The sequence below is a fragment of the Streptomyces sp. NPDC013455 genome, assembly GCF_040632975.1.
GTDB lineage: Bacteria > Actinomycetota > Actinomycetes > Streptomycetales > Streptomycetaceae > Streptomyces.
In genome coordinates this window covers 177,791-197,347 of record NZ_JBEYCX010000005.1, presented here as the reverse complement: position 1 = coordinate 197,347, position 19,557 = coordinate 177,791, and the positions used below count along the sequence as shown (strand labels likewise).

Sequence of the window (19,557 nt, the reverse complement as noted above, 5' to 3'; positions counted from 1 at the left end):
CGTGTACACCGTCCCGCGTGCCCGGACGGCCACGGGTCAAGCCTCGCGGGCGGGGACGATCGCGCGGCGCGGGGCGGCTACCGTCGTCGTGACCCTGACCAGGCTGGGCCTGCGGGGCGTGGAGCCGAAGCCGAAGCGCACGGGCGGCGTCACGGCGGTGAGGGGGCCGAGGTCCCGGCCTTCGAGGACGGCGGTCGCCGCCGTGATCGGATGCAGGTCGCGGGCGCCGTACCACTCGTACCGGCCGCCTCCGGCGGTCCCCCGGGTGCGCACGCCCAGCAGCAGCCGGGCGAGCGGGTCCGTCACCGCCGTCCAGCGCGGGTCGGCGGCCAGGGCACCGGGGACCGCCCGCAGCAGGCGCCCCGGCAGGCCGCGCCGGCCGACGGTGAACCGCAGGTCGAGCAGCGGGCCCGTGGTGACCGCCCAGCGGTCGTCGGCGGCACGGACGCGCACGGGTTCGACGCGCACCTCGTCGAAGGCGTAGGTGGACGCGATGAACTCCGCCGTACGGCGGGTGGGGGCCAGCAGCAGCCGGTGGCCGTCGGCCCGTTCGAGCATGACGTCGCTGAACGGCCCGAAGGGTGAGCGGGGCCAGTGGCCGAGGACCAGGCGGGTGCCGGACGTCGTGCCGATCCCGGCGATCCAGCCGTCGAACCGGAGGCGGGCGAGCCGCGCGGACCGCCGCATCAAACCCGCCGCCAGGCCAGGAGCCGGCCGGTCCGCGCGGCCGCGGCCGGCGGGCGGGCCGGGCGGATCCGGCCCGGCGGCACGCGGACCCGGTCGGACAGCCGGAGGGCCCGCGCCAGGAGCACCGGGTTCATCCCTGTCTCCTCCCTGCCGGCCGCACCGGGCGCGAGACGCCGCAGCGGCCGTCGTGGACCCCGTCCGGGACGGCGGGCCCGGTCTCGAAGGCCCGGGCCCGCCGTCCCGCACACCGTGCCGGAGCGCACACACGCCGCTCCGGTCCCTGCGACACCACGCGCACCGACTCCCCCGCAGACCCGCGACGAAACCCGCGGGCGACCGCGGCGCGGCCCGGCGGAGGCGGGGCGGGGAGGACGCCGGGCCTTCCGGGCGGACGCTCCCGGGCCGGGGAGCGCGCGCCCCTGACGTCCCGGGCCGGACGCTCCCGTCCATGGCCGTCGCCCCGACTGGGCCGGCCGGGGGAAACGGTGACGCCCCGGGTGGACGGTGGTGGCCGGAACCTGACGGTGACGCGCAGACTCGATGACGGCCCCGTGACCGCCTTCCCCGGCGGGGTACCCACCGTCCACGATCCACCCTGCCTCAGGAGGGCTTCCCCATGACCTTCGATCCCCTGGAACAGCGGGGCATCCCGTTGGACCGTCAGCTGCGGAGCTGGCGGGAGCTGAACGTGCAGCCGATCGACCCCGACCGGTGCGACCCCTACACCCGGTGCCGGATCATCACCATGAACGGCATCGAGGTGGAGGCGATCCTCTTCAGCCATCAGCTCGCCCGCAACACCGTCGATCCGGAGGTGAAGCAGCAGCTCGCCCGGACCCGCTACATCGAGGCCCAGCAGCAGAAGGTGGTGAACTGGCTGCTGCCCGGCGTGTCCTCGGTGCTGGAGACGACCATCGCCTACGAGCAGGTCGCGGTCGACCTGACGGCCTGGGTGGCGCGCATGGAGCCGGACCCGTACCTGAAGCAGGCCTACCAGTTCGGCGTGCTGGAGGACTTCGACCACCTGTACCGGTACGCCAACCTGTACGAGATGATCGAGCACCGCAAGGCCGAGTCGATCGTCGACGGCCTCGACGAGGTCATGCCGGGCCGGCCCACCAAGTTCCACCACCGCGATCCGGTCGACAACGTCCGCGACCCGTACGACAAGAACGCCACGGATCCGCTGTCGAAGCTGCACGCCCTGACGATCATGTCCGCCGAGCAGCAGACGATGAACTTCTACATGAACACCGGCCCCACCTACATGGAGCCGATCGCCCGCCAGCTCTACCAGGAGATCGGGCTGATCGAGGAGGAGCACGTCACCCACTACGAGTCCCTGGTCGACCCGGGCGAGACGTGGTGGGAGCAGCTGGTCAACCACGAGTACAACGAGTGCTACCTGTACTACTCCTTCATGGAGCAGGAGAGCGACCCCAGGGTGAAGTCGATCTGGGAGCTGCACCTGAACATGGAGCTGGAGCACCTGCACACCGCCTGCGACCTGATGCGCCGCATCGACGGACGTGAGCCGCGGGAGATCCTCGCACCGGAGCTGCCGAACGTGCTCACCTTCGAGCCGAACAAGCAGTACCTGCGCGAGCTGCTGGACACCCAGATGGACCTGACCACCCTCGGCACCGGCTACGTGCGTGAGGCGCACGAGCGCTTCGAGAAGATGCAGGAGCGGATCCACGGTGGCGAGGAGCCGCCCAGCGAGCGGGTCATGGCCGAGCACGACGCGATGTTCGGCCGCGAGTACCGCGTGCAGTCCGAGGGCGAGCACCCCGACCCCGCGATGCGTGAGAAGTGAGGCGGCCGCCCATGTCCGAGACGCGCACCCCGCAGGCGGGCGACGACCAGGCGCAGGACATCGACGTCGTCGCCCTGCTCATGCGTCAGCACGGTGACATCCGCAACCTCTTCGACGAGGTCGAGCAGAGCGGCGGCGAGGAGCGCCGGGACGCGTTCCACCGCCTGGTGCGGCTGCTGGCCGTGCACGAGACCGCCGAGGAGGAGGTCGTCCATCCCTTCGCCCGGCGCATGCTGGCCGGTGGCGAGCAGGTGGTGGCGGACCGGCTGGCCGAGGAGCGGGCGGCGAAGGAGACGCTCGCCGCCCTGGACGAGATGGACACCGAGGACCCGGACTTCCTGCCCCGGCTGCGGGAGCTGCGCACCAAGGTGCAGGAGCACGCCCGGGCGGAGGAGCGCTACGAGTTCGCGCACATCCGTCGCAGCACCGACGTCACCAATGTCGCGGCCATGGCCAAGGCCGTGAAGGCCGCGGAGGCCGTGGCGCCCACCCGCCCGCACCCGGGCGTGGAGTCGGCCGCCGCCAACGTGGCCCTCGGCCCCGTCGCCGCCCTCATGGACCGCACCAAGGACGCCGTCCGCAAGGCCATGGGCACCGACTGAGCCGGCGGTACGGCTGCCGCGCCGCCGTCACCCCGTACCGCCGACGGGCAACGACGACACGCCCTGACTACGCAAGTCGGGTCTGACTGTCACGCGATCGGCCGTACGGGAACCGCGCGAGGTGGCATCGGTGTGCCCCGCGCGGCCAGGATGGCGCCTGACTGGCGACGCGAAACGCGAGCATCGGGAGAAACCCACTAGTGAGCATCCTCAATGAACCCCACGGTGCCGCGGCACCCGAGGACTCGTACGAGAACGAGTTGCCGGTCCGGCGCAAGCAGCCCGGCAATGTCGTGGTGAAGTGGCTGACGACCACCGACCACAAGACGATCGGCACGCTTTATCTGGCGACGTCGTTCGCGTTCTTCCTGATCGGTGGCGTGATGGCGCTGATCATTCGCGCCGAGCTGGCCCGTCCGGGCCTGCAGCTCATCTCGAACGAGCAGTACAACCAGGCGTTCACGATGCACGGCACCGTGATGCTGCTGATGTTCGCCACCCCGTTGTTCGCCGGATTCACCAACTGGATCATGCCGCTCCAGATCGGTGCGCCCGATGTGGCGTTCCCGCGGCTGAACATGTTCGCCTACTGGCTCTACCTGTTCGGCTCGTCCATCGCGGTGGGCGGCTTCCTCACCCCGCAGGGTGCGGCCGACTTCGGCTGGTTCGCCTACACCCCGCTGTCGGACGCGGTGCGCACCCCGGGCATCGGCGCCGACCTGTGGATCATGGGCCTCGCCTTCTCCGGCTTCGGCACCATCCTCGGCGCGGTCAACTTCATCACCACGATCATCTGCATGCGCGCCCCGGGCATGACCATGTTCCGCATGCCGATCTTCACCTGGAACGTGCTGCTGACCGGTGTCCTGGTCCTGCTGGCCTTCCCGGTGCTGGCCGCCGCGCTGTTCGCCCTGGAGGCGGACCGCAAGTTCGGCGCCCACGTCTACGACGCGGCCAACGGCGGCCCTCTGCTCTGGCAGCACCTCTTCTGGTTCTTCGGCCATCCGGAGGTGTACATCATCGCCCTGCCGTTCTTCGGCATCATCACCGAGGTCATCCCGGTCTTCAGCCGCAAGCCGATCTTCGGCTACATGGGCCTGGTCGCCGCGACCGTCGCGATCGCCGGCCTGTCGGCCACGGTGTGGGCGCACCACATGTACGTCACCGGCGGGGTGCTGCTGCCGTTCTTCTCCTTCATGACCTTCCTGATCGCGGTACCGACCGGTGTGAAGTTCTTCAACTGGATCGGCACCATGTGGAAGGGCTCGCTGTCCTTCGAGACACCGATGCTCTGGGCGGCGGGGTTCCTCGTCACGTTCCTGTTCGGCGGACTGACCGGCATCATCCTGGCCTCGCCGCCGATGGACTTCCACGTGTCCGACACCTACTTCGTGGTGGCGCACTTCCACTACGTGGTCTTCGGCACGGTGGTGTTCGCCATGTTCGCCGGTTTCCACTTCTGGTGGCCGAAGTTCACCGGCAAGATGCTGGACGAGCGCCTCGGCAAGATCACCTTCTGGACCCTGTTCGTCGGCTTCCACGGCACCTTCCTGGTGCAGCACTGGCTGGGTGCCGAGGGCATGCCGCGCCGCTACGCCGACTACCTGGCGGCCGACGGCTTCACCGCCCTGAACACGGTGTCGACCATCAGCTCCTTCCTGCTCGGCCTGTCGATGCTGCCCTTCCTCTACAACGTCTGGAAGACCGCCAAGTACGGCAAGCCGGTCGGCGTGGACGACCCGTGGGGCTTCGGCCGTTCGCTGGAGTGGGCGACGTCCTGCCCGCCGCCGCGGCACAACTTCGTCACCCTGCCGCGGATCCGCAGCGAGTCCCCGGCCTTCGACCTGCACCACCCCGAGATCGCCGAGTACGAGCACCAGGCCAACCTCGGCGCCCGCGACGCGGTGGAACCGTCCGGGCACAAAGGCGGCCGGCCTTGACCTCGCCGGGCGCTCATGGAGCCCCGCTGAACCGGCAGAGCGCCGCCTTCGCCAACGAGGTCGAGGGCTACCTCCTGCTGCACGCGGAGCGGGAGCAGGCGCAGCGCGAGGCCGAGGCCCTCTGCGCGTGTCTGCCCTGGCTCACCACCGGGCAGGCCGACGATCTCACCCGGCACTACCTCGAGCAGCGCCTCGGTCTGACACGCCAGGCGCTCCAGGTCACGGCCGACCGGGCGAAGCGCCTGCGGGGCGAGTACGAAGCCCGCTACGCCACGTTGCGCCGCACCCTGCTGAGGCGGCACGCGGTGGTCGCCTGCCTGCTGTTCGGCTGCTCCACGGCGGCCAGTGCGGGTGTCGGTCTGCTGACCCGCTGATCTTGTACCCGTACGGGTACCACTACCCGTACCAGTAGCCGTACCGCCGGGCGTTCGCCCGGCGGTACGGCTTTGGGCACACCCGCGGACGCGTCCCCGCCCCGATCACACCGCCATCATTCTGATCGGATCACGATCAGAACGGATCCATTCCTGAACGCAAATTTTTCTGATGGTCAGCCTGCACGTTTGCGGCCTCCCGAACGCTCTATTGATGGAGGCGTTCGCCTTCCGACGCCGAGGGGGGAGGCGGCGAAAATGAATCCACTTCCAACGGGGAGGGCACGTGCACGACGCTGTTACGGCGTTGCTGCTGACCGCACTGACCGTCCGGGTCTTCGGCCCCGACACGATTCGGCTCTCGAAGCGGATACTCACCGCCTTCGTCCGCGTGGGCATCAGCGGGATGCGCCCGACCGTCCGGGACCAGGAACACACCGCCCCGCACGAGTTGACCGGGAGGGACCGGTGAGCGAGGGCGGAACCGAGGAGTCCAGCGGGGCCGTCGGCCTGCCGAGCCGGCGACGCAAGGCGGTGCCCATGGCCCAGTGGCCGGACGCCGCCCGGGCCCGGTACTGGGCGTTCCACGCCGACCGGCGCCAGAGTTACCTGGGCTTCGCCTATCTCCAGCTCGGCTCGGACGCGGACACCGAGGAGGCGGTGGACGCCGCCTTCGACGCCGTCATGGACAAGTGGGACCAGATGCGCCAGATGGAGAACGCCGAGGCCTACGCCTGGGCCATTCTGAAGAACCGCGTCAGGGACCAGCAGCGCAAGAGGAAACGCCGGCCGGAGCCCATGGACATCGCCGCCTTCGAAGCAGCGTTGCGGGACGACACCGAGGACCCGTACGACGGGCTGGCGGACGCGATCACCCTGTACTCCGCCACCCGGAGGCTGAGCGAACGTCAGCGCGATCTGGTCACGCTCCACTACGGGCTGGGGTACAGCACGGTCGAGGCCGCGGCGCTCCTGGGCCTGGAGGAGGCCACCGTCCGCTCGCACCTGAGCCAGGCCCGTCGGCGTCTGGCCCGTCTCCTGAAGGCCGAGGACTGCGACCGCGCCGACGAGGGGAAGAAGACGTCATGACCCACCCCGCCAAGCCCGCTGCGAGGCACACCCTCGACGAGTGGCTGGCCCGAGCGAGGACGAAGGACCGATACGACACCTACGACCTGACCGCAGCCAGAGCGCGCCTCGTGCGGCGCCGCGATCTCCGCCACCGGTCCGTCTCCCCGCTCCACGGCGGTGACGCCCTCGCCGGCGCGGAGGCCGCGGCCTTCATGCCCGGCGGACCCGCCTGGACCGCCCCGGGCACCCGCACCACCGACGGCATCGGCCGAGCGGACGCGGATCTCCGGGCCGTCAGCCTCCTCGTCCTGCTGTCCGCGGGAGCCGGGCGGGACCTGGCCGCGTTCATCGACCATCACTACGCGCACCGGACCGGCGCCAGGACGTTCGCCTGCATGCTCCACCTGTGGGGCCACTGCGAGGGCGCCGGCTTCTGGTGGCGGTTCGCCGCCGGCGCCGGGGACCGCATCGCCGAGTACTGCCTCTTCCTCGACCACACCCGGCGGGGCGAGCTCCACGACGCCGAGCACTGGGAGGGTCAGCTCGTCGTCCACGGCTTCCAGCCCGAGGAGCAACTGGGCGACCGCGCCGCCGCGCCCGTCCTGACCGAGGACCTGACCAGTTGCATCAACGACTACGTCTTCGAACGGCACCACCCGGACGTCGGCATCGTTCCCTTTCCCAAAGCCCTGCTGCTCCGCCACGTCCGCCGCCTGGCCACCCTCCCCACCCGGCCGTGCGCCACCTGAGCCGGGTGCGGTGTTCCCGGGCGGTCCGGTGCCGGCGTCACGGACCCGCGCTGAACTGGGGGGACGGGTCGCGTTGCGTTTGCCAGCCGCCGTGGACGGCAGGAAAATATACGTGTCAGCGTGGTCCTGCCGCTGCCAACGGGGCTGGTGGCGCCAACGCTTCCCTTACCGGTGCCGCGCCGGCGTACCCGCGCCGGCCCGCCCGTCCGCAGACGAACAGTGCACGCCGAGCCGACGGCGTCGGACCGCTGCCGCGTGATCGTCGACCCCCCAGTGCGGTGAACGGTGACACGGGCATGCGGTGCGGCCGCGCTCGAACGACCGATGGCTTTCCCGCCGCTCCTTTCACGGGAGGCGTTCCATGAGCAGGACCGTCAATTGCATCATTCCCCCGCACCTCCTCGACAAGCTCCTGGAGAGCGACGACAGCGATGTGCGCCAGGCCGCCCTCGACACCATGCTGACCACCACGCGGTTGCGGGGTGAGCGATCCGTCCGGGCGGCCATCGCCGGAGCGGCGGCTCTCGGAAACAGCAGGCGGACGATCTTCGACTGCCAGCAGGGAAGGTTCCTCCCGCTGGCCGTGCTCGTCCGGTCGGAGGAGGGCGCGGCGTCCGGGGACAAGTCCGTCAACCGGGCCTTCGACGGGCTCGGGGTGACGAGCGACTTCTACCAGAAGGTGTTCCAGCGCAATTCGCTCGACGGCATGGGCATGCGCCTGGACGGTTACGTCCACTTCGACAGGAGCTACAACAACGCGTTCTGGGACGGGCGCCAGATGGTCTTCGGCGACGGTGACGGGAGGACCTTCACCGACTTCACCGGATCCCTCGACGTGATCGCCCACGAGCTGGCGCACGGAGTCACCGAGTTCACCGCGGGGCTCGCGTACCACCACCAGCCCGGCGCCCTGAACGAGTCCATGTCGGACGTCTTCGGGTCGCTGGTCAAGCAGTGGTCGGCGGGTCAGACGGCCGAGACGGCGGACTGGCTGATCGGGGCCGAGGTGTTCACCCCCGGGATCGAAGCGGACGCCTTGCGATCCCTGAAGGCTCCGGGCACGGCGTACGACAACGCCCTGTTCGGCAAGGACCCGCAGCCCGACCACATGAGCGGATACGTCAACCTGCCGAACACCGAGAGAGGGGACAACGGCGGGGTGCACGTCAACTCCGGCATCCCCAACAAGGCGTTCTACCTGACGGCCGTACGCATCGGTGGGTTCGCGTGGCAGGCCCCGGGGCTCATCTGGTACGAGTCGCTCAAGGCGTCCAGCATCGAGACCCAGTTCCAGGACTTCGCGGACACCACCTACCAGCAGGCCGAGACGCTGTTCGGGGCCGACAGCGCCGAACAGCTGGCCGTACTGGCGGCGTGGCAGGAGGTGGGCATCCAGATCAGCGGGGTGCCGGTCGGGCTCGCCCGGGCGCGGAGCCGCGCGGCCGACCGGAACGGGGGCGGGGGCCGCGAGGACGGCCTGGCGGCCCTGTCCCAGCAGATCGGGGCGCTGACCACCGAGGTGAGGCAACTCGCCGACGATGTCGCCGCGCTGAAGGCGACCAGGTGACCACGGCCGGCTGACCACGGCCATTGACCACGGCCATTGACCACGGCCATTGACCACGGGCAGGTGACCACGGGCAGGTGCTGCGGGCCGGTCCCCGGGCGATCGTCACGGCACGCGGGAGCGCCGCTCGGTCGGCCGGGAGGTGTGCAGGATGAGGGTGACTCTCGCGAGGCACGGCGGGCTGGCGGCCGCCATCCGGCTCGGCCTTCCGCCCCTGGAGCTGGACACCGATACGCTTCCCGGCGCCGCGGCGGAGGAGCTGGCACGGCTGGTGGCGGCGGCCGCCGCGGTGCCGGCGGAGGACCGGCCCGGCCGTGCCGGGGACGCGATGAGCTACACCATCACGGTGGAGGAGGGCGGCCGGTCGACCGAGCTCACCCAGTCGGACACCACCATGACCCCGGAATTCGCGGCCCTGCTGGGCCGGCTGGAGGAGCATCTCGGGCAGCGGTGACGAGCGGCGGGGCGAGTTGCGCCAGAGGCGGACGGATGCCGGAGGACCATGACGACCAAAGGAGTCGCGTGGCCCGGACCGGGTCGTCGCGCCCACCAGCCGTCCCCGCGAGTGCTTGGAGCAAGCGTGCGCCGACTCGACGTCGTGGTGATCGTCGTCTACCTGGTGGCGATCGCCGTGACCGGACTGCGTCTGGCAGGCCGGCAGAAGACGTCGAAGGACTACTTCGTCGGCGAGGGCCGCATGCCGTGGTGGACCGTCGCGTTCTCCGTGGTCGCCACCGAGACCAGTGTGCTGACCGTCATCAGCGTGCCCGGCGGCGCCTACAGCGGGCAGGGCTTCGGCAACGTCGAACTGGCCCTGGGCTACGTCCTCGGCCGGATCGTCGTGGCCACCGTGCTCATCCCCCTGTACAAGCGGGGCGGCTTCGTCAGCGCCTACCAGTATCTGGGCACGCGGTTCGGGCCCGGACTGCAGGGACTGGCCTCCGTCGCCTTCGTCTTCACCCGTCTCCTCGCGGAAGGCGTCCGGCTGTTCGCCTCCGCGATCCCCATCAAGCTGCTGCTCGACGAGTTCGGAGTGCACGCCGGCTACCGCGCCGTCATCATCGTGCTCACGGTGATCACCGTCGTCTACACCTATCTCGGCGGCATCGCGGCGGTCATCTGGACCGACGCCATCCAGATGGGCCTCTACCTGGGCGGCGCGCTCGTCGCCATCGGCGTTCTCTCCGCGCACGTGGGCGGCGCGGGATTCGCCCGCGCCCTGCACGCGGGCGCGTTCCGGCTGTTCGACACCGACTTCGGTTTCGCGCACATCCTGACCAGTCCGTTCGCCCTGCCCACCGCGGTCGTCGGCGGCGCGATCTTCGCCATGGCCAGTCACGGCTCCGACCAGCTCATCGTCCAGCGCGTCCTGGCCACCCGCTCACTGCGCGACGGGCAGAAGGCCATGATCGCCTCCGGTGTCTTCGTCACCGTCCAGTTCGCGGCGTTCTCCCTCGTCGGCGCGCTGCTGTGGTCGTACCACCAGGGCAGGAGCTTCCGGGAGCTGGGCCTCGGCAGCTCCGACGACCTGTACCCCGACTTCATGCTGCACGGGCTGCCCGTGGTGCTCTCCGGGCTGCTCGTGGCCGGCATCCTCGGCGCCGCCATGGGCTCGCTGTCCTCGGCGCTGAACTCCATGTCGAACTCGACCGTCGCCGACATCATCCACGGCTTGTTCCGTACGGCGCCCTCCGAGGCGTCGCTGCTGAAGCTCGCCCGGGTGATGACGCTGGTGTGGGCGGCGCTCATGGCGGTCTTCGCCTGCGCGTTCAGCACCGGCACCGGCAACGTGTACCTCACCGGCCTGACCATCGCCGGCTACACCTACGGCGCCCTGCTCGGCGCGTTCCTGCTGGGCCGCGTCGTCCGGCGCGCCGACGAGAGCGACTCGGTCGTGGCGTTCCTGGTGACGGTGGCGCTCATGACGTACATCGTGCGGGAGGTGCGGATCGGCGTCGGCACGGCCGGCGGCACCGTGCCGACGCCGATCGCCGCTCAGTGGCTGGTCCCGATCGGCGTGGTGGCCACGCTCGTCGTGGGCGGCGTGATGAGCTTGTCGCACCGGGCTCCCGGTGCCCCGCGGTCGGGGGCGGACGACGGAGAGCGCGGCCCCGGCCGGGAACGGGTCGCCGAGGCCGCTCCCCGGGACTGAACCCCCGCCCCCCGGGGCACGGCACCGCGCCGGTGGCGTGCTGTGCCGACCGACGCGTTCTTCGGAGGCACCATGCGGGTGATCGGCCTGATGTCGGGCACGTCGTACGACGCGATCGAGGCCGCCGCCGCGGATCTCACCCTGGACGGGGACACCCTGCTCATGCGGCCCCTCGGGCACCTGTCCACGCCGTACGCGGAGGACCTGCGCGACCTGATCGCCGCGTCCTTGCCGCCGGCCGCCACGACCACCCGGGACGTCTGCGCGCTGGACAGCGGGATCGGGCGGGCTTTCGCCGGTGTGGCCGTGCGTGCGCTCGGGGAGTTGTGCGCGGGCGAGGCGGACCTGGTGGTCTCGCACGGTCAGACCGTGCACCACTGGGTGGAGGACGGCGTGGTGCGCGGCACCCTCCAGCTCGGCCGGCCGGCCTGGATCGCGGAGGCCACCGGGCTGCCCGTCGTCTCCGATCTGCGCAGCAGGGACGTGGCGGCCGGCGGCCAGGGCGCCCCGCTGGTGGGCCTGCCCGACAGCCTGCTGCTGCGCGCCCTCCCCGGCACCCCCGCGGCGCTGAACCTCGGCGGCATCGCCAACGTCACCGTCCTCGCGCCGGGCGCCGAGCCGCTGGCCTTCGACACCGGCCCCGCCAACGCCCTGCTCGACGCGGCGGTTCGGTCCTTCACGGGCGACGGTGCCGGCTACGACAAGGACGGACGCCGGGCCGCCGCCGGACGGGTCAGTCCCGAGCTGCTCCGCTGCCTGCTGCGGGATTCCTACTACCGCAGGCCCGCCCCGAAGACCACCGGCAAGGAGCACTTCCACCTGCCGTACCTGCGGCGGGCGCTCGACGCCGTGCCCACGCCCGCCCCCGACGACGTGCTGGCCACACTGACCCGGCTCACCGCGGTGACCGTGGCCGACGCCTGCCGTGCCCACGGGGTCACCACCCTCGTGGCCTCCGGCGGCGGCACCCGCAACCCGGTGCTCATGCGCATGATCAAGGAAGAACTCCCCGGTGTGCCGGTGTGCCTCAGCGACGACCTCGGTGTGCCGTCGGACGCCAAGGAGGCCCTGGCCTTCGCCGTGCTGGGGTTCCTCACGGTGCACGGGCTCCCCGGCACCTGTCCCTCCGCCACCGGCGCCTCCCGGGCCACGCTGCTCGGCAGCATCACCCCCGGCCTGACGCCCCTGCGACTGCCCGCACCCGTCGCCCGGCCGCCGCGCCGGCTGCGGATCACGCGCGGCGGCCGGTCCCCGCGGTGAAGGTGACGGGAAGACGCGCGGGGCCGCGGAGACCGGCGGGCCGCCAGCCCAGTTCCTCCGGCGGCACGGCGAGGGCCAGGTCCGGGAGGCGGCGCAGCACCGTCCCGATGGCGATCTGGCCCTCCAGCCGGGCGAGCGGCGCGCCCAGGCAGTAGTGGATGCCGTGCCCGAAGGCCAGGTGGCCGTTGTCGTGCCGGGTGACGTCGAGCGTGTCGGGGTCCGGGAACCGTGCCGGATCTCGGTCGGCGATCGCGGACGCGACGAGGACGGTCGCGCCGCGCGGGATGGTGACGCCCGCGATCTCGACGTCTTCGCGGGCGAAGCGGGCGATGCCCGGGCTGACCGGGCCGTCGTAGCGGAGGAACTCCTCGACCGCGTCGGGCAGCAGCTCGGGGCGGGCCCGCAGGAGGGCCAGCTGGTCCGGGTGGGCGAGGAGCGCGGCGATGCCGCCGCCGATCAGGTTGACCGTCGTGATGTACCCGGCGACCAGCAGCAGGAAGGCCATGGCGACCAACTCGTCGTGGTTCAGCCGCTGCTCCTCGTCGTGGGCGCTGATCAGTGCGCTGAGCAGGTCGTCTCCCGGCCGGTCGCGCTTGGACCGCAGCTGCGTCGTCAGATACGCGTGCATCCGCCGCCACGCCTCGTCGACCACGGCCGGGTCGGGCGGCTCCGCCCCGCGCAGGAGCATGGTGTCGGTCCACCGCTGGAATTCGTACCGGTCGTCCGCCGGTACGCCGAGCAGTTCGCCGATGACGGTGACCGGCAGGGGCAGCGCGAAGTCCCCCACGAGTTCGGCGCGGCCCGCCGGCACCACCGCGTCGAGCAGCCGGTCGGCGATGTCCTGGACGCGCGGCCTGAGCCGGGCGACGCGGCGGGCGGTGAACGCCTGTGACACCAGCCGGCGCAGGCGGGTGTGGTCGGGCGGGTCGGAGCGCAGCATGTTGCTCGTCATCGACTCGCGCTCGAAGCGGGGCAGCTGCTCGATGAGGCGGGGGTCGGCTGCGTCCCGGACATCGCTGCTCAGCCGGGGGTCGGAGAGGGCGGCGAGCCCGTCCTCGTACCGGGTGATCAGCCAGGCGTCCAGGCCACCGGCGATGACCGCGCGCCGGACCGGGCCGTCCTCGCGCAGCTGTCGGTAGAGCGGGAAGGGGTCCGCCACGAAGGCCGGATCGGTGTAGGGGAGGAGGACCGGCTGCTGACTCATCGTGCCTCCCGACGGTGTGCGACCGGACATGCCCTTTTAGGGCACTTAAGGGTCTATACCCAGAATGACCGGAGTGTGCCGGAACGTACGGTTACGTCGGATGGGCCGGGCGGCATGGGGCGGGCGGTGGCCGAGGGTCCGGCGGCGTCGGGAAGTTCAGTCGAGAGGGAGCCGCATCAGCGTCAGGTCGAGCCAGCGGCCGAACTTGAGCCCGGCCTCCCGTACCGTGCCGACGTGCTCGAACCCGAACCTCTCGTGCAGGCGGATCGACGCGGCGTTCTCGGCCTCGATGCCGGCGATCACGGAGTGGTGGCCGGCTTCCCGCGCCGAGGTGACGAGGGCGTCGAGCAGCGCGGAGCCCAGGCCGAGCCCGTGCCGGTCCTCGCGGACGTAGACCGAGTCCTCCACCGTGTGGCGGTAGCCGTCCAGTGCCCGCCACGGGCCGTATACCGCGAAGCCGGCGACCTCGCCGTCCACCTCGGCCACGAACGCCGATCCCCGCTCCAGGTGGGCGGCGAGCCAGGCGGAACCCTCGTCGGCAGTCTGCGGGGTGTCGGTCCACAGCGCCGTCGACCGCTCGATGGCGTGGTTGCGGATGGTGCGGATGGCCTCCGCGTCACCCGGCCGGGCGGGCCGCACTGTCACGCCCATCGCGTTCCTCTCGTATATTGGATCCGTGTCCAACATAGTAGATCCCCTGGTGGGCCGGATCGCCTCCCGGGTCAGGACCGAGCGGGAACGGCGGCGCTGGACCCTGGCGCAGCTCGCGGACGTCTCCGGGGTGTCCCAGGCCATGATCAGCAGGATCGAGCGCGGTGAGAGCAGCCCGACCGCGGTCGTCCTGGGCAAGCTGTCGGCCGCGTTCCAGCTGAGCGTCGCCTCCCTGCTCGCCCTGGCCGAAGGGGATCCGGACGCCCCGGAGGCGGTGGCAGGGGTGCGTCGCCGGGCCGGCACCGCCGAATGGCGGGACCCGGGCACCGGTTACCGGCGCCGCCAGATCACCGGTGCGCGCTTCCCGGCGGAGGTCGCCGAGATCCGCCTGCCCGCCGGGGCCCGCGTGCCGTATCCGGCGGCGGCCTTCGCCTTCGTCCGGCAGGTCGTCTGGGTCCTCGACGGCCGTCTGACCTTCCACGACGGCGACACGGTCCACGAACTCGACGCCGGCGACACCATCGAACTCGGCCAGCCCACCGAGCGCGTGTTCGCCAACACCGGCGAGGCGGAGTGCCGTTACGCCGTCATCCTCGCCCGTACCGCACAGCCGTGACCCGCCCGCTCCGCCGCGGCGGCTCGTTCCTGCTGGCCTGTGTCGCGGGGACAGCCATCGCGAACAACTACGCCATCCAGCCGGCGCTCACCACGGTGGCGGCCGAGCTGGGCGTACCGGCCTCCGTGATCGGTCTCGTCCCGACCGCGGCCCTCGCCGGCTCCCTGACCGGCTACGCCGTCCTGCTCCCCCTCGCCGACCGTCTCGCGCCCGGCCGCCTGGTCGCCGCGCAGCTCACCGCGCTGGCCGCGGCCCTGGTCCTCGCCGCGGCAGCCGGCGGTCCCGCGACGCTCCTGCCCGCCTATCTGCTCATCGGCGCGGCTTCCAGCGTCGCCGCCCAGGCCAGCAACATCGCGGGCCGGCACGCGGCTCCCGAGCGTCGCGGAACCGGCGTCGCCACCGTGGCCGCCGGTATGTCGGCCGGCATCCTGCTCAGCCGCCTGACCGGCGGAACCCTCACCGACGTGCTCGGCTGGCGGCGCATGCTCCTCGTGTTCGCCGCCCTCTGCCTGATCGGCGCGACCGCCGCCGCGACGCTCCTGCCCCGGCAGCGCCCGCAGCCGGGCCCCGACCGCCGCGCCGCCCTGGCTCCGCCGCTCCGCCTGCTGCGCGAGGTGCCGCGGCTGCGACACGCGGTGGCCGTGGGCGGACTGTGGTACTTCGCCTTCAACCTCATATGGGTCTCGCTCGCGCTCGCCCTGGCCAGGCCGCCCCACTCCCTCGATCCGACCGCGATCGGTCTGTACAGCCTGGCCGGACTCCTCGGTCTCGCCGTCCTCCCGTTCACCGGGCGCCTCACCGACCGGCGCACCCCGGCCACCGTGATCACCGCCTGCATGCTGGCCGCGGCGTCCGGGACCGCCCTGCTGGCCACCGGTCTGGACTCGCCGCCCGCCACCGTCCTCGGCCTCGCCCTCTTCGACGCCGGCTGCTTCGCCGCCCAGGCCGCCAACATGAGCCGCGTCATCGCCCTCGACCCGCGCCGCTCCGGGAGCCTCACCAGCGTCTACCTGGTCCTGTACTTCACGGTCGGCGTCCTCGGCACCGCCCTCGCCGCGCCCCTGCTCGGCGCCCTCGCCTGGCCGGGCACCGCCCTCACCGCGCTCGCCGCCCTGCTGCTGGCCGCCTCCCTCGAACGGACGGGCCGCCGGCGCACCCGCGGCGAACCGGCCGACGGCACACTCCGCGACCGCCTGCCGCGTACGCGGACGTGAGTCTGCGGCTTCCGACCCTGCCGACCGGGCCGTTCCGAGATGCCGGGACGGCCCGGCGGTGGCTCCCCGGTCGGGGCGGCCCCGTGCGGACGGGAAGAGCACCGCACGCGACCGACGGCAGGGCAGCTGTCCCCGGGGACAATTGTGTCGCGCCCGGCGAGGCCGAGCCGCTAGCCTCCGGCTGGGCGTGGCGACGCGGTACGGCACCGCGGAGGCAGCCGCGCGAGGGGGCGGAGCGCGTGCGGAGCAACCGTTCGGACTTGCTGCTCGACCAGTTCGACCGCGCCACGGAGATGGCCAGGGTGCGGCTGACAGGGCTCGGCGACGAGGAGTACCTGTGGGAGCCGGCACCCGGCAGCTGGTCGATCCGGCGCCGCGGCGAGGCGGTGACGCCCAGGGCGTTCGGGCCCGGTGACTGGGTGCTCGACCGGGGCGCCCCGGAGATCCCGGCGAGCGAGTACGACGAAGTCGCCCGGCAGGCCGCCGGCGGCATGACCGTCGAGAAGATCGCCGAGGACTGGGGCGTGAGCGCCGAGCGGGTCGAGCAGGTCCTCGGTCACACCGGACCGCCGGAGCCCGACGCGACCGCGGTCACCACGATCGCGTGGCGACTGGCACACCTGCAGGTCGGCTTCGCGGGGCGGTGGGAGTGGACCTTCGGCGAACGTCGGCGGGATCCCCTGCTGCTGGTCGACTTCACACCCCGCGCCGCCCTGGCGGTCGAGCGGTTCCTGGCCCTGACGGACCGCTGGCGCGACAGCGTCGCCACCCTCGCCGACGAACAGCTCGACACGATCGGCCTCTCCCGGTACCCGTACGGCTCCGACCCCGACGACGCGTTCATCGACGTGCTGTGGTGGTGCAACCTCGAACTCATCCACCACATGGCCGAGATCGCGCTCCTCCGCGATCTCTGGCGCGCCCGGGCCACGCGTCAGGGCCAGGGGGACCACGCCGGGTCGTCAGGAGGATGACCGTCTTGCGGGTCGAGTGGTGGTGACGCCGGACAACCCCCGCTAGGATTCTTCCCGTTCTACCGAGAGCTGTGCAGCACTGGCGACGTGTCCGATGGGGGACAGTGCTCCGGTCTCGGCCGGTGACGAGCAAAATGAGTCTCTGATCGTCGCGGAGCCTCAGCGGACCATCGCAAGCGGTGGTCGAGCTGAGGCTGCCCGCCGACTGGTCGACCACCCTCGTGGAAGGGGATCGACTGATGAGGCCGACATTTCCTGTTCAGGTACTTCTGGTGCTCTTGTCTTTCGTGTCGTCGCTGCTGGCCTCGGTCGTGGCGGGCGTGCTCTCGCACGAGGCGGGGACCCAGGTGGCCGGTGCGGTGCTGTACGGCGGCGGCGCCTTCGTCGGCTGGATGACGTTGTGCGTGACCGTGCTGACCGCGCTCGGTTTGCTCGGAACCCCTGCGGAAGGCGGGCGCCCGAACGATCCCGAGTGAGGAACGATCCTGAGTGAGAGCGGCCCCACCGCGGCGAGAGTGACGGCCCGTGACTCGGACGGGTCGCGGGAACCGGCGCGGGAGGAGGCAGCGTCCATCGACGTACAAGATCACTGATGGGCGCGGAGGAGCGTGAGATGACCGGCACGGCCACCCGATACCTCTATCTCGTTCGGCACGGCGAGGCGTCACCGGACGAGAGCGGGCTGACAGAGGGCGGCCGCCGGCAGGCCACGCTGCTCGGGCAGCGCCTGCGGGACATCCCCCTCGCGGTCGTGCACCACGGTCCACTCCCCCGGGCGGAGCAGACCGCACGCCTGATCGGCGACCAGCTGAAGGACGTCCCCCTGCGCGTCTCGGAAGTGGCCGGTGACTACGTGCCCCACATGCCGGCCAGGGAGGAACTCCCGGCGGAATCAGCGGACTTCCCTCTCCGCTTCCTCGACGGTGTCACCGACGAGGAGCGGGTGCGGGGAGCGGAGCTGGCCCGCCGGGCGGTGGATCTGTTCACCGGTCCGGTGAACGGCGATGAGGACCGGCACGAACTCGTCGTCACCCACAACTTCCTGGTCGCCTGGCTCGTCCGGGACGCCTTGCACGCGCCGAAGTGGCGTTGGCTCGGCCTCAACCACGGCAACGCGGCGCTGACGGTCATCCGCTACGCCCCCGGCCGGCCGTCCTGCGTCCTCGTCTCCAACGACATGCGTCATCTGCCGCCCGAGCTGCGCTGGACGGGTTTTCCCCCGGAGTGGCACGTGTGAGTGCCGAGGCGGGGGCCGGTGCCTTGGGTGAACCGCGCCCGGTGGCCCGGGACGACTTCGGCCGGTGTTCCGTGACACGGCGGGCAGCCTGAGTGGGCCGTACCCGGCGGGTGGCCGGCGGTCTGTCGTCGGCGGGTGGTGTCGGCTGCCGTCAGAGCACGCCGCCCGCCTCGTCGTGGAAGACCTCCGGCCAGTACCGGTAGTCGTCCGGGCCTTGCGCGGGGCGGCAGGCGGTCGGGTCGACCGAGGCCAGTACCTCGATCATGGTGTCGGCGAGCTGGTGGTAGAAGTCCTGCGTGAAGTCGTGCTGTTCGTCGAGGACTTGCTCGCGCTGGTGCAGCCAGAGCGTGAACGCCAGTGTGGAGACGTCGGCGTTGACCGGGACGACACGGTCGGCGCCGAACTCCGTGTGGAACAGCGCACCGGTCCGGCCGTCGATCAGCAGGCCGAAGTCGTGCACCAGCCCGCCCAGCACCACCAGGTGTTCCGCGTCCGGTGGCAGCCGCCGGCTGCCGTTCCACAGGTGGGCGTGGCGGGGGTTGCTCTGCGACTCGGCCCACTCCTGCGGGAGCGTGGGCAGCGGGGCCGGCTCGGGGCCGTAGAACATGTACCCGTCGCCGGGCAGGCCCACTTCGGTCAGGAAACGCCGGGTCGGTGCGTGGGTCAGGGCAGGCGGCAGCTGGTCGTCCGTGAGCCGCACCAGGTTGTCCGTCCCGAACGCTTCGTCCAGCAGCCCCTCCGGGAGGTCCAGGGCCAGCTCCCGCCCGGGTCCGGCGATCAGGCCCAGCGGTCGGACCACCGCCGCGATCCGCCAGTAAGCGGGTATCGGGTGCGCCCAGCCGGAGCGCGGGCCGGCCGGGCCCCAGCCCTCCTCGCCCCACTGCTCCTCGGTGAACACCTCGGTCAGCAGCCGCTCCCCTTCCCGCACCGCCTCGCGGCCCGTCCGCCCCGCCAGGGCGGCGAACCCGCCGCGCAGGGTGCGGAACTCGTCGACCGCGGCGAGGAAGCGGAGCAAGGCCGGCACCGACGGAGCCAGCGGGAACAGCTCCGCGTCCTCCGGCGACTTCGCGTAGAGCCACATGCTGAAAACCCGTCCGGTGACGCCGTCGAGGACGACCTCCTCACCGTCGCCCTCTCCCTCGACGACCAGGTGGCCGATCAGCAGCAGGCCGGAGAGACCGGGGTCGAGCTGTGCGGGGTCACCGTCCAGCGCGGCGAGATGCTCGCCGACCGTCGGCAGCGTGGGGCCGGTGAGCGGGGAGAAGTCGACGAGGCCGTGGCCGTCCAACCGCTCGCCCGGGGCCAGGGCGCGGCGGGCCGGCTCGTGGACGATCGACGGATGCGATCCGTTCGCCTGCATGACGACGCTGGTCGCGGACATGGGCTCCCCCGTTGTGCCGAGCTCGAGTGCTGCTGCCACCATAGGGGCGGCCACTGACAACG

General features: G+C 71.8%; 21 protein-coding genes. 16 read left to right on the top strand and 5 right to left on the bottom strand.

The window, feature by feature from the left end:
* Window positions 1-36 precede the first annotated feature (36 nt).
* Entirely contained in the window at window positions 37-687 is a 651-nt protein-coding gene (locus ABZ576_RS11305) for a hypothetical protein (protein ID WP_360738845.1), read from the bottom strand.
* The gene (locus ABZ576_RS11300) at window positions 687-821 is read right to left on the bottom strand and encodes a hypothetical protein (protein WP_360738842.1); all 135 of its coding nucleotides are present in this window, start codon (window positions 819-821) and stop codon (window positions 687-689) included. The genes ABZ576_RS11305 and ABZ576_RS11300 overlap by 1 nt, the downstream gene beginning before the upstream one ends.
* Window positions 822-1,303: 482 nt before the next feature.
* Here ABZ576_RS11300 and ABZ576_RS11295 point away from each other — a divergent pair, with 482 nt between their 5' ends.
* The 11 genes from ABZ576_RS11295 to ABZ576_RS11245 all read left to right on the top strand — a co-directional run bounded on the left by ABZ576_RS11295 (window position 1,304) and on the right by ABZ576_RS11245 (window position 12,218).
* Window positions 1,304-2,503: a hypothetical protein gene (locus ABZ576_RS11295; RefSeq protein ID WP_360738839.1), complete on the top strand. Its 1,200-nt coding sequence runs from the start codon at window positions 1,304-1,306 to the stop codon at window positions 2,501-2,503.
* Between the two features lie 11 nt (window positions 2,504-2,514).
* On the top strand, window positions 2,515-3,105 hold the full coding sequence (locus tag ABZ576_RS11290; protein ID WP_360738837.1) for a hemerythrin domain-containing protein: 591 nt from the start codon (window positions 2,515-2,517) through the stop codon (window positions 3,103-3,105).
* A 200-nt stretch (window positions 3,106-3,305) separates the two neighbouring features.
* Window positions 3,306-5,045: a cytochrome c oxidase subunit I gene (ctaD, locus tag ABZ576_RS11285; protein WP_360738834.1), complete on the top strand. Its 1,740-nt coding sequence runs from the start codon at window positions 3,306-3,308 to the stop codon at window positions 5,043-5,045.
* A complete protein-coding gene (locus tag ABZ576_RS11280) occupies window positions 5,042-5,419 on the top strand; it encodes a hypothetical protein (RefSeq protein WP_360738831.1) in 378 nt (125 codons plus the stop codon). The genes ctaD and ABZ576_RS11280 overlap by 4 nt, the downstream gene beginning before the upstream one ends.
* Window positions 5,420-5,705: 286 nt before the next feature.
* A complete protein-coding gene (locus tag ABZ576_RS11275) occupies window positions 5,706-5,891 on the top strand; it encodes a hypothetical protein (protein ID WP_360738828.1) in 186 nt (61 codons plus the stop codon).
* Window positions 5,888-6,508: a sigma-70 family RNA polymerase sigma factor gene (locus ABZ576_RS11270; RefSeq protein ID WP_360738826.1), complete on the top strand. Its 621-nt coding sequence runs from the start codon at window positions 5,888-5,890 to the stop codon at window positions 6,506-6,508. The genes ABZ576_RS11275 and ABZ576_RS11270 overlap by 4 nt, the downstream gene beginning before the upstream one ends.
* Complete coding sequence (locus ABZ576_RS11265; RefSeq protein ID WP_360738823.1) at window positions 6,505-7,239, top strand: hypothetical protein; 735 nt, start codon at window positions 6,505-6,507, stop codon at window positions 7,237-7,239. The genes ABZ576_RS11270 and ABZ576_RS11265 overlap by 4 nt, the downstream gene beginning before the upstream one ends.
* A gap of 361 nt (window positions 7,240-7,600) precedes the next feature.
* Window positions 7,601-8,806: a M4 family metallopeptidase gene (locus ABZ576_RS11260; RefSeq protein WP_360738820.1), complete on the top strand. Its 1,206-nt coding sequence runs from the start codon at window positions 7,601-7,603 to the stop codon at window positions 8,804-8,806.
* A 151-nt stretch (window positions 8,807-8,957) separates the two neighbouring features.
* A complete protein-coding gene (locus ABZ576_RS11255; protein ID WP_360738818.1) occupies window positions 8,958-9,260 on the top strand; it encodes a protealysin inhibitor emfourin in 303 nt (100 codons plus the stop codon).
* A gap of 126 nt (window positions 9,261-9,386) precedes the next feature.
* Window positions 9,387-10,958 (top strand): sodium:solute symporter, encoded by a 1,572-nt coding sequence (locus ABZ576_RS11250; RefSeq protein WP_360738816.1) that lies wholly within the window; start codon window positions 9,387-9,389, stop codon window positions 10,956-10,958.
* A gap of 72 nt (window positions 10,959-11,030) precedes the next feature.
* Window positions 11,031-12,218, top strand: a complete 1,188-nt coding sequence (locus tag ABZ576_RS11245) for an anhydro-N-acetylmuramic acid kinase (protein WP_360739147.1) — start codon at window positions 11,031-11,033, stop codon at window positions 12,216-12,218.
* Here the strand turns inward: ABZ576_RS11245 and ABZ576_RS11240 are convergent.
* Both ABZ576_RS11240 and ABZ576_RS11235 read right to left on the bottom strand, forming a co-directional pair.
* Window positions 12,190-13,422 carry a cytochrome P450 gene (locus tag ABZ576_RS11240; RefSeq protein ID WP_360738814.1) on the bottom strand — a complete coding sequence of 411 codons (1,233 nt, stop codon included), beginning with the start codon at window positions 13,420-13,422 and terminating at the stop codon, window positions 12,190-12,192. The genes ABZ576_RS11245 and ABZ576_RS11240 overlap by 29 nt on opposite strands.
* Window positions 13,423-13,578: 156 nt before the next feature.
* Complete coding sequence (locus tag ABZ576_RS11235; RefSeq protein ID WP_360738812.1) at window positions 13,579-14,073, bottom strand: N-acetyltransferase family protein; 495 nt, start codon at window positions 14,071-14,073, stop codon at window positions 13,579-13,581.
* Window positions 14,074-14,098: 25 nt separating this feature from the next.
* Here ABZ576_RS11235 and ABZ576_RS11230 point away from each other — a divergent pair, with 25 nt between their 5' ends.
* The 5 genes from ABZ576_RS11230 to ABZ576_RS11210 all read left to right on the top strand — a co-directional run bounded on the left by ABZ576_RS11230 (window position 14,099) and on the right by ABZ576_RS11210 (window position 18,114).
* The gene (locus ABZ576_RS11230; protein WP_360738810.1) at window positions 14,099-14,689 is read left to right on the top strand and encodes a helix-turn-helix domain-containing protein; all 591 of its coding nucleotides are present in this window, start codon (window positions 14,099-14,101) and stop codon (window positions 14,687-14,689) included.
* Window positions 14,686-15,903, top strand: coding sequence for an MFS transporter (locus ABZ576_RS11225; protein ID WP_360738807.1), 1,218 nt, complete (start codon window positions 14,686-14,688; stop codon window positions 15,901-15,903). Before ABZ576_RS11230 ends, ABZ576_RS11225 begins: the two co-directional genes overlap by 4 nt.
* A 293-nt stretch (window positions 15,904-16,196) precedes the next feature.
* Window positions 16,197-16,877: a DinB family protein gene (locus tag ABZ576_RS11220; protein WP_360739146.1), complete on the top strand. Its 681-nt coding sequence runs from the start codon at window positions 16,197-16,199 to the stop codon at window positions 16,875-16,877.
* 179 nt (window positions 16,878-17,056) lie between these two features.
* Window positions 17,057-17,353 carry a hypothetical protein gene (locus ABZ576_RS11215; RefSeq protein ID WP_360738805.1) on the top strand — a complete coding sequence of 99 codons (297 nt, stop codon included), beginning with the start codon at window positions 17,057-17,059 and terminating at the stop codon, window positions 17,351-17,353.
* 137 nt (window positions 17,354-17,490) lie between these two features.
* Entirely contained in the window at window positions 17,491-18,114 is a 624-nt protein-coding gene (locus tag ABZ576_RS11210) for a histidine phosphatase family protein (RefSeq protein WP_360738802.1), read from the top strand.
* Between the two features lie 151 nt (window positions 18,115-18,265).
* Here ABZ576_RS11210 and ABZ576_RS11205 read toward each other — a convergent pair whose 3' ends face one another.
* Window positions 18,266-19,495, bottom strand: a complete 1,230-nt coding sequence (locus tag ABZ576_RS11205; protein WP_360738799.1) for an SUKH-4 family immunity protein — start codon at window positions 19,493-19,495, stop codon at window positions 18,266-18,268.
* Window positions 19,496-19,557 lie beyond the last annotated feature (62 nt).

Coding starts and splice junctions, on each gene's coding strand:
- ABZ576_RS11260 (WP_360738820.1), top strand. CDS start 7,601: ATGAGCAGGACCGTCAATTGCATCATTCCCCCGCACCTCCTCGACAAG.
- ABZ576_RS11235 (WP_360738812.1), bottom strand. CDS start 14,073: ATGGGCGTGACAGTGCGGCCCGCCCGGCCGGGTGACGCGGAGGCCATC.
- ABZ576_RS11265 (WP_360738823.1), top strand. CDS start 6,505: ATGACCCACCCCGCCAAGCCCGCTGCGAGGCACACCCTCGACGAGTGG.
- ABZ576_RS11290 (WP_360738837.1), top strand. CDS start 2,515: ATGTCCGAGACGCGCACCCCGCAGGCGGGCGACGACCAGGCGCAGGAC.
- ABZ576_RS11240 (WP_360738814.1), bottom strand. CDS start 13,422: ATGAGTCAGCAGCCGGTCCTCCTCCCCTACACCGATCCGGCCTTCGTG.
- ABZ576_RS11305 (WP_360738845.1), bottom strand. CDS start 687: ATGCGGCGGTCCGCGCGGCTCGCCCGCCTCCGGTTCGACGGCTGGATC.
- ABZ576_RS11300 (WP_360738842.1), bottom strand. CDS start 821: ATGAACCCGGTGCTCCTGGCGCGGGCCCTCCGGCTGTCCGACCGGGTC.
- ABZ576_RS11245 (WP_360739147.1), top strand. CDS start 11,031: ATGCGGGTGATCGGCCTGATGTCGGGCACGTCGTACGACGCGATCGAG.
- ABZ576_RS11210 (WP_360738802.1), top strand. CDS start 17,491: ATGACCGGCACGGCCACCCGATACCTCTATCTCGTTCGGCACGGCGAG.
- ABZ576_RS11255 (WP_360738818.1), top strand. CDS start 8,958: ATGAGGGTGACTCTCGCGAGGCACGGCGGGCTGGCGGCCGCCATCCGG.
- ABZ576_RS11295 (WP_360738839.1), top strand. CDS start 1,304: ATGACCTTCGATCCCCTGGAACAGCGGGGCATCCCGTTGGACCGTCAG.
- ABZ576_RS11220 (WP_360739146.1), top strand. CDS start 16,197: ATGGCCAGGGTGCGGCTGACAGGGCTCGGCGACGAGGAGTACCTGTGG.
- ABZ576_RS11205 (WP_360738799.1), bottom strand. CDS start 19,495: ATGTCCGCGACCAGCGTCGTCATGCAGGCGAACGGATCGCATCCGTCG.